Annotated in this window: 6 protein-coding genes; 3 read left to right on the top strand and 3 right to left on the bottom strand. The window is 52.8% G+C overall.

The window, feature by feature from the left end:
- The first annotated feature begins 284 nt into the window (after positions 1-284).
- The 3 genes from VMW13_00130 to VMW13_00140 all read left to right on the top strand — a co-directional run bounded on the left by VMW13_00130 (position 285) and on the right by VMW13_00140 (position 4,511).
- Positions 285-1,256: an ABC transporter permease gene (locus VMW13_00130; GenBank protein ID HUV43214.1), complete on the top strand. Its 972-nt coding sequence runs from the start codon at positions 285-287 to the stop codon at positions 1,254-1,256.
- 16 nt (positions 1,257-1,272) lie between these two features.
- Positions 1,273-2,247 carry an ABC transporter permease gene (locus VMW13_00135; GenBank protein ID HUV43215.1) on the top strand — a complete coding sequence of 325 codons (975 nt, stop codon included), beginning with the start codon at positions 1,273-1,275 and terminating at the stop codon, positions 2,245-2,247.
- A gap of 191 nt (positions 2,248-2,438) precedes the next feature.
- Positions 2,439-4,511 carry an ABC transporter substrate-binding protein gene (locus tag VMW13_00140; protein HUV43216.1) on the top strand — a complete coding sequence of 691 codons (2,073 nt, stop codon included), beginning with the start codon at positions 2,439-2,441 and terminating at the stop codon, positions 4,509-4,511.
- A 108-nt stretch (positions 4,512-4,619) separates the two neighbouring features.
- Here the strand turns inward: VMW13_00140 and VMW13_00145 are convergent, their stop codons facing one another.
- The 3 genes from VMW13_00145 to VMW13_00155 form a co-directional block, all read right to left on the bottom strand.
- Positions 4,620-4,994 carry a hypothetical protein gene (locus VMW13_00145; protein ID HUV43217.1) on the bottom strand — a complete coding sequence of 125 codons (375 nt, stop codon included), beginning with the start codon at positions 4,992-4,994 and terminating at the stop codon, positions 4,620-4,622.
- Between the two features lie 12 nt (positions 4,995-5,006).
- Positions 5,007-7,034, bottom strand: coding sequence for a fused MFS/spermidine synthase (locus tag VMW13_00150; protein ID HUV43218.1), 2,028 nt, complete (start codon positions 7,032-7,034; stop codon positions 5,007-5,009).
- A 120-nt stretch (positions 7,035-7,154) separates the two neighbouring features.
- The coding region (locus VMW13_00155) for a hypothetical protein (protein ID HUV43219.1) at positions 7,155-7,748 on the bottom strand (594 nt) is incomplete at its 5' end.

Here is a 7,748-nt window from a genome sequence, read left to right on the forward strand (position 1 = left end):
GTTTATCTCTTATATATTTGCCATGCTGCGGGTGGAAGCTACCCCGGAAGGAAACAGCTACGACTGCCGATGTTCGTTGTAATAAAATAAACGGAGACATTAAGTCTCAGGTGGGCCTTACCAGGGGAAATCAGGGTGCTGGTGGGTAGGACGACAGCCACCAGTTTAATTAATCGGTGCTGCCACCCCCTCCCGTGTGCGGAACCCTGGATGTAATCGGGCATAGCCGGACTGCGTCGAGTTGAGCGACAAGGCCCACCTGAAACAGAATCGTAGGTGAATACATGCGCAACTATGTAATCCGAAGAATAATCCTGATGATACCCACCATATTCGTGGTGAGTGTAGTAGTGTTCTTTATGGTCCGCTTTATTCCAGGTGACATAGTCGAGTTAATGGCGTTCCAGAGGGTGACGGGTGGGGCAGCAACAAAGGAAGCCGCGGTAGATGTAGACAACATCAGGCACCAACTGGGGTTGGATGTACCGGCACCTGTCCAGTATGCACGCTGGATGAAGGGCATATTTACCCGTGGCGACTTCGGGACCTCGCTCTGGACAGACAGGCCGGTTCTTCCAGAGATGCTCAACAGACTGCCGATAACCTTCGAACTTGGCTTCTTTGCTTTCATCATCTCGCAACTGGTAGCTTTCCCTGTGGGCGTAATTTCGGCCATCCGGCAGGATAGCTGGCTGGACTATCTGGGGCGTAGCTTTGCCATCATCTCTCTGGCGACCCCTGCCTTCTGGCTGGCAACCTTGCTTATCGTCTTCGGCTCGATATGGTGGGGATGGTCGCCGGCGATGGAGATAATCCCCTTCTCTGAGGACCCAATGGGGAACTTGGAGCAGTTCGTGATTCCGGCCGCCCTCCTGGGGACGGCTATGTCGGCATCAACCATGAGAATGCTGCGTACCACTCTGCTTGACGTGCTCAGGCAGGACTACGTCCGGACTGCGTGGGCCAAGGGGCTCATGGAGAGGGTAGTCATCACCAGGCATGCCATGAGGAATGCCATGATTCCGGTGATAACCATGGTAGCCGGCCAGCTCTTCATCATGATTGGCGGCACGGTTATTATAGAGCAGATATTCAACCTGCCCGGGATTGGGCGCCTCTTCATTGAGTCTTGCTTCAGGAGAGACTACCCCTACGTGAGCGGCATAAACTTCATTTTGGCCTCCGTCGGGTTACTACTCATCCTGGCTACCGACCTGAGCTACGCCTACCTTGACCCGAGGATTCGCTATAAATAGACGAAGGAAAGAGGGAATGACTGAGACAGCAGAGATACAATCACAGGTCGAGTCAAAACAGCGTTCCGGACTGGTCCAGTTCTTCATCAGGCTGTTCAGGGAGAAGCCGCTCGGCACCGTGGGTGGGGTCATCGTCCTTCTCTTGCTGTTGGTCGCCATTTTTGCCGAGTGGATAGCCCCCTTCCCCTATCAGGAGATTCACATGGCGGACAGGCTGCGTGAGCCAGGAGCCGAGTATCTCCTGGGGGCAGACCAGCTGGGACGAGACGTGCTCAGTCGAATCCTTTATGGAGCCCGTTTGTCCATATATGTTGGTCTGGGGGCCAGTGCTATTAACGTGATTGTCGGTGCACTTATCGGCGTTCCCTCAGGCTATATCGGCGGCAAATTCGATATTGTAGTGCAGAGGTTCGTCGATGCCCTGCTGAGTTTTCCCGGGCTAATCTTTATGATAACCATAATGTCCCTGGTAGGAACGGGGCTGTTGCAGGTGATATTTGTTCTGGGAGTACTGGGTGGAATCCAGTGGATAAGGGTATTTAGAGCAGCCACCATGAGCATCAGGGAGAATATCTACTTCGACGCAGCCAGGGCTATCGGCGCTACCCTTCCGCACATGCTCAAGCAGCATATCATGCCCAACATTATGCCGGTCATGATTATCGTTTTTACTATGGCGGTGGCCGGCAATATTCTGGCCGAGGCCAGCCTCAGCTTCCTCGGCATCGGCATACCGCCGCCGGCTCCAAGCTGGGGAGGCATGCTTAGTGGCGAGGGGCGCATGTACATGTACGAGGCCCCCTGGCTGGCTATCTGGCCCGGTGTCGCCCTGAGTCTGGCCGTATATGGTGTCAGCATGTGGGGGGATGCCGTGAGAGACATCATCGACCCCAGGCTGAGGGGAGGCGGGGGGAGCTTTCGCGGAACCAAGAAGGGGAAGGCCGGGAAAAAACGGAAAGACCAGGACCCAGGGAGAGTTGACAGAAGCTAGTTAATCCGTCACAATGTGCGTATCTGTGGGTATAGTAGGATTTAGCGCATCAATCGTGGCGAGGAAGTGCCTGAGGCTGAATAGCCTTGATTCATCAGGGGGAATCTCGCCAAGATGGGGAGGTCGAACAATGACATGAAAATGGGTGAGACACATCACGGGATATCCTTAATAAGAGAAAGGGGGGGAAAATGAAAAGCAGGGTTGTGTGGCTAACAGTGAGCTGCCTGATGGTGGCAGCGCTGGTATTGTCATCCTGTCAGGCAGCAGTTGAGGGGGAGAAGGAGAAGACCGAGACCGTCACCGGGAAGGTGACCGAGAAAGCGGCCCCCACAGTGGAGGAGGAGGAGGCAGTCGTCGAGGCTGCTGTGGAAGAAGGGGCGGTGATGGTGAAAAACGTGTTGGGCAAGATGGTGAGAGAGCCACAATACGGAGGAACAATCCGCTACAGACTGCGGCCGAGTTCTACCGAGCACTTTGACTGGATATGGTGGGATGCCAATGCCATGTGCTCAATTATTTACGACCGCATCGATACCGTACGCTGGGAGAGGGGACCGGCGGGTACCAATGAAAATCCCATAAACTACACCTGGTACACCGAAGAGTGGTATGGGAATGAGTTATCGGAGAGCTTTGAGGCTGTCGACCTCCGAACGTGCCGAACCACCCTAAAACAGGGGATACGCTTCTGGGATAAACCACCTGTAAACGGCAGGGAAGTAGTCGCTGACGATGTGGTCTGGAGCTTCATACGCAGGTGCACCCACCCCCAGGCGTCCTGGTATTCAACCGAGGCACAATCGCTGGACTACTGGACGAAGACCTTCGATGACATAGCGTCGGGGAAAATTCCCTTGGCGCAATTTGAGGATTGGCTGGTTGAGATAGAGGAAAACTGGATACCTGTGCTGAAGGAGTGGGAGCCTTTAGTGAAAGTCTGGAGGCCTGAGGAGAATCCCGGCCTGTTAGAAAACTGGCCTTCGGTAGAGCAGTTATTCGAGGAAAAAGGGTATGATGTTTCGGGCCTGCCAGTCTGGAGTACCTATGTTAAAAAGATTGACAAATATACCTACGAGTACCGGCGTTTCCAGGCATATTCAATAATATGTGCCCCTCTGCGAGACTGCTGGTTCTCTCCACATGAAGTAGTAGACGAATACGGGTCCCTGGAAGACTGGGAGCATGTCGTTGGAACAGGGGCGTGGATACCGACAGATTATGTCAGCGACAGCTCGGTTAACTTTAAAAGGAACCCCAACTACTGGCAATCCGACCCACTGCTCCCGGACTACAAGCTACCGTATGCGGACAATCTTGTTGTCCTGGCAATAATCGACGATTCTACCTACTACGCAGCCCTGCGGACAGGTAAGCTCGATACCGGTTACGTCGAGTGGGACAAGGTAGACAGTTTCAAGAAAAATTGTCCCGAGATGCTCAACAGGAAATCGGTATCGACAACTACTCATGTCATCCACATCAGGACAGACGAGGGTCCGTTCAGTGATGTACGTGTTCGGCAGGCAGCTATGCTGGCAATAGACCAGCCGAGCATGGCCGATGAGTTCTACGCTGGTTCGGCTAACATACATGCCTGGCCGGTACAGCCAGTCTTCCCCAGCGTCTGGGAGCCGCTGTCAGCGTTACCCCAGGAGGTCCAGGAGCTGTACCAGTATCACCCCGACAAGGCGCGGGCGCTCCTCACGGAGGCGGGCTATCCCGACGGCTTCAAGACTACCTTCATTGTCTACCCCAGTCAGGCAGACCGCGACTCTTGCCTGATAGTCGCGGAGTATCTGAAGGCTGTGGGTATTAATGCTGAAATAGAGGTCCCTGAGGCTACTAACTATGTTTCGATGCTATACGGCAGACAGTACCAGGACATGATATCCTGCTGGTGGGGGAACGACAGCATCTATGACGTTATGGAATGTTGCGACGGCGGATGGCTGGGGTCACCCTATAACTTCTCCAATGTGTTGGACGACTATTGCTACAATGCATATACAACCTACATGGCGGAGCCGGATGCCGATGAGCGAAGCAGAATCCACAGAGATGAAGTACGTTACGTCCTCCCGCTGGTCTATGAAATAGTCCTGCCAACACCGGTCGGTAGTGGTTTCTGGTGGCCATGGCTAGCGAACTATCATGGTGAGGCAGACCTGGGAAAGCCCGATGAGACCCGCTGGGGCGAGATACCCAAGTACCTCTGGATTGACCAGGACCTCAAGTATGAGATAACCGGAAAGAGGGACTAGGTAAAGTCAGGAAATACCGAATAACCTGCAAGAGGTTGCGGGGTGTGGCGAGTAATCGCCACACCCCGTTCCAGTTTGACAACCACGTCACTGTCCACAGGCACGCTATTAGTCAGTAATCCCCAGCATCTCAAGAGCGCGCAGCGCCGGCTCGCACTCAGGGTCGATCTGCAGTGCACTGCGGTACATTTGAACAGCCTGCTCAAACCTGCCTGCCTGCAGCATCCGGGCACCCTGAATAAGGTAAGAGTACTTGAGCTTGGCCAGGGCCAGTACCAGAGAGTTCTCGATATTCCTGTCTCCGGGGAGTATCGCCAACGCCGCCTCAAGCTCAAGGATTTCATTCTGAAAGTCAGCTCTGAAATCGTAAGCAATTGCCTGCATAATGTGGTCCCGTGCCCGGGCATGATTCTCCAGAGTTGCCCGAACTTCGGCCTCGGCATCTCCCATGTTCGTCAGGTAAGTATCGACTGGCAGGCTCAACTCATCGAAGATTTACAGTATCCCCGGAATAACCTGGTCGTCCCTCAGTTTCTGCCTGGGCATATAGTAGGCCAGGTAAGGATGGTTATCGCTGTTAACCGGTGTATCACCGACATACTCTTTTATCATGGTCTCGTCGGTAATGAATGAGTTGAGAAGGGTAAACACATCGTTCAGTCCGACCTCTCCCAGGCTCTCACCTATTACCGGATTCTCCAGTTCGCCCTGCAATAGCTGGTAATCCAGCTTCAGTTCTGCCTTGGCCCCTATCAACAGGGCGTGTCGGGTCGGGTAATTTGTGGTGTACCAGATTGTCGTATGCGGAAAGACCGACTGGAAGGTCTGTAGCAACATCTTGAATGTCACCTCTGAGGCATTATACAGGGGAAGCCAGACGGAAAGGATTCCATTCTCAGATAGCTTGTCAGCGGCCAACTGGAAATACTCTCTGGTGAAGAGGTTGATGCTCAACTCCGGGTGAGTGGTATCACTTTCGATGACATCGTAAGTCTCCTCGGTGGCCATGAGATAGTCCCTGGCATCATCTACTGTCAGCGAGAACTTCGGATTATTGAGGATATCCCGGTTGACCTCGCTGAAATATGCTACGGACTCCCTTTCCGTACCGACAATCTCCAGGCAGTCCACACTCTCGATATCATGACACGTTATCGAGTAGGATGACTCACCACTGGCCAATCCCAGTATGAAGACCTTTCTGGCGTCCTCGCCGGTGGATGCTTTGTATAGAATAAGAGGCAGGTGCCCCTGTAGCTTCTGCGTAAGACGGAGCATCGGATGAGTCCCGGCGACATTCACACCATCGACCTCTATCAGCCTGTAGATACCACCATCAAAAGGGTCAGGCGGTAACTGATGCACAGTGACAGTTGCCTCCACACCCTCCTTGTAGAAAAGGACCTCACCACCGTATTTGACATCGCCAAATACCGGGCTGTACAAAGCGAGGGGTTTTCCTGCGGGAAGGGTCAAGCTACTGACCAGAATAACCACCGCTATTCCGGCCAGGGCCACCTGCTTGAGTCGGCTGCGGACAAGCGGGTTGGCCAACAGGACAGCCGCGCCGAGGGCCAGATTCAGGGAGGCAATAAGGACAATGCCCCCCGTAATCCCTATCAGGGGAATGACGACGAAACCAGCAGCAAAGGAACCCAGAACGGAGCCCAGAGTGTTCACCGAATAAACATCACCGACATATCGGCCCAGCCTATCCTGACTCTGCGTGTATATCTTACTGACCAGTGGAAACGCAATCCCCATAAGCAGGGTGGGGACGAACATTATCAGGAATGAACCAGCGTACCTGGCAACAACGTGTACCACCCAGCTATCACCCTGGTAGAAGGTGGTAATGAGACCGTCCAGCCTGCTGAACCCCCAGATAGACAACATGGCAAACAGTCCGATGAGCACCTCGATAAGTGCCAGCCAGTTGAGCAGGTTTTTCGTCCTGTCCATAAACCTGCCAAACACGAAACTGCCCAGTGCCATGCCAAACAGGAAAGTAGTTAACATTATAGTGAAGGCATAGGTTGTCGAGTGGAGAAAGAAGACCAGTGACCTCGTCCAAAGGACTTCGTAAGCCAGGGCACAGAAACCGGACAAAGCATAAACGGCCAGCACGACATGGAATACGTATCTGGGATATTCACCGCGGTCAGATTTGCGCGCCGCCACCCTCCCCGTTTTGCGCTTCTTCGTTTGGGGTGGTGGTCTGGGTTGTATGCTTGCCTCGTCCGGGATGGGGACCTTATTGAGAAGCAGGGCGGCACCGGCAATCAGGATATTGACTGCCACAGCGACATAGGCAGCTTCTTTGACTCCGAGCATCATGATGAAGAAGAATCCCGCAGTAAAGGTACCGACAACTGCACCGAAGGTGTTGCTGCCGTACAGGCTGCCGATGGCCCAGCCAAGCCTGTCGAATCTCCGGGCAAACAGTTTGCTGATAACGGGAAGGGTCCCACCCATCAGAAAGCTGGGAACGAGCAAAATGAGGAAGGCGAGGATGAATTTCAATATTAGAATAATACCAGTCCCCAAAACGGTACTACAATTACTATGAGCAGTTTTTAGATAAAAGGAAGCCCCACCAAATGATGGGGCTTCCTTACTTTACCTATTTTCTGTTAATCGCTTCTACTTGCTCTTATGTATGACAATACTGCCACTGCCAATCTCTGTGGTAGCATCTGCATCCTCCTCATCGCCCATCTGGTTGTCATAAACCACCTCCCCAGTATCCTTGTCCCAGATTTTTATCCTGAACAGGTCTACATCTGTACTTGGTGTTAGCGCAGCATCAACTGCCGATATCATAAAGCCATAGTTACCCTCACCATTGATGGTACCGGTTCCTTTGTACATGGCTTTCTTGCCAGCAATCACCAGCCAGTCATAACTGCTGGAATGGAAGTTCAAGTTGCCTGTATGGAACTGGAACTCGGTATTACCAGTTGGGACAGTTGCCCCCTTCTTGTATTTTGAAACAAATCCAAATGTTGCTTGGCCTGTTAATAATGGATCAGCTGCATAGGCCCCTTCCGGTGATTCAATCCAGCCACCTCCAGTGACGAAGCCATCTGCAGGATTATAAACGACAATGTAATGATAGCTTGCCGTGCCTTCTGCTCCATGATTATCGGTTACCGTTAAGGTTAGGATATAGACACCTGATTCACTGTATTCGTGGTTACCGCCGACAGAGCCCGCTCCATTGGATTCTATAACGGT

The sequence above is a fragment of the Dehalococcoidales bacterium genome (assembly GCA_035529395.1).
Taxonomy (GTDB): domain Bacteria; phylum Chloroflexota; class Dehalococcoidia; order Dehalococcoidales; family Fen-1064; genus DUES01.

What these genes read in the sequence shown, in the direction of transcription:
- VMW13_00135 (HUV43215.1), top strand. Translation starts at nt 1,273, where the DNA reads ATGACTGAGACAGCAGAGATACAATCACAGGTCGAGTCAAAACAGCGT.
- VMW13_00140 (HUV43216.1), top strand. Translation starts at nt 2,439, where the DNA reads ATGAAAAGCAGGGTTGTGTGGCTAACAGTGAGCTGCCTGATGGTGGCA.
- VMW13_00130 (HUV43214.1), top strand. Translation starts at nt 285, where the DNA reads ATGCGCAACTATGTAATCCGAAGAATAATCCTGATGATACCCACCATA.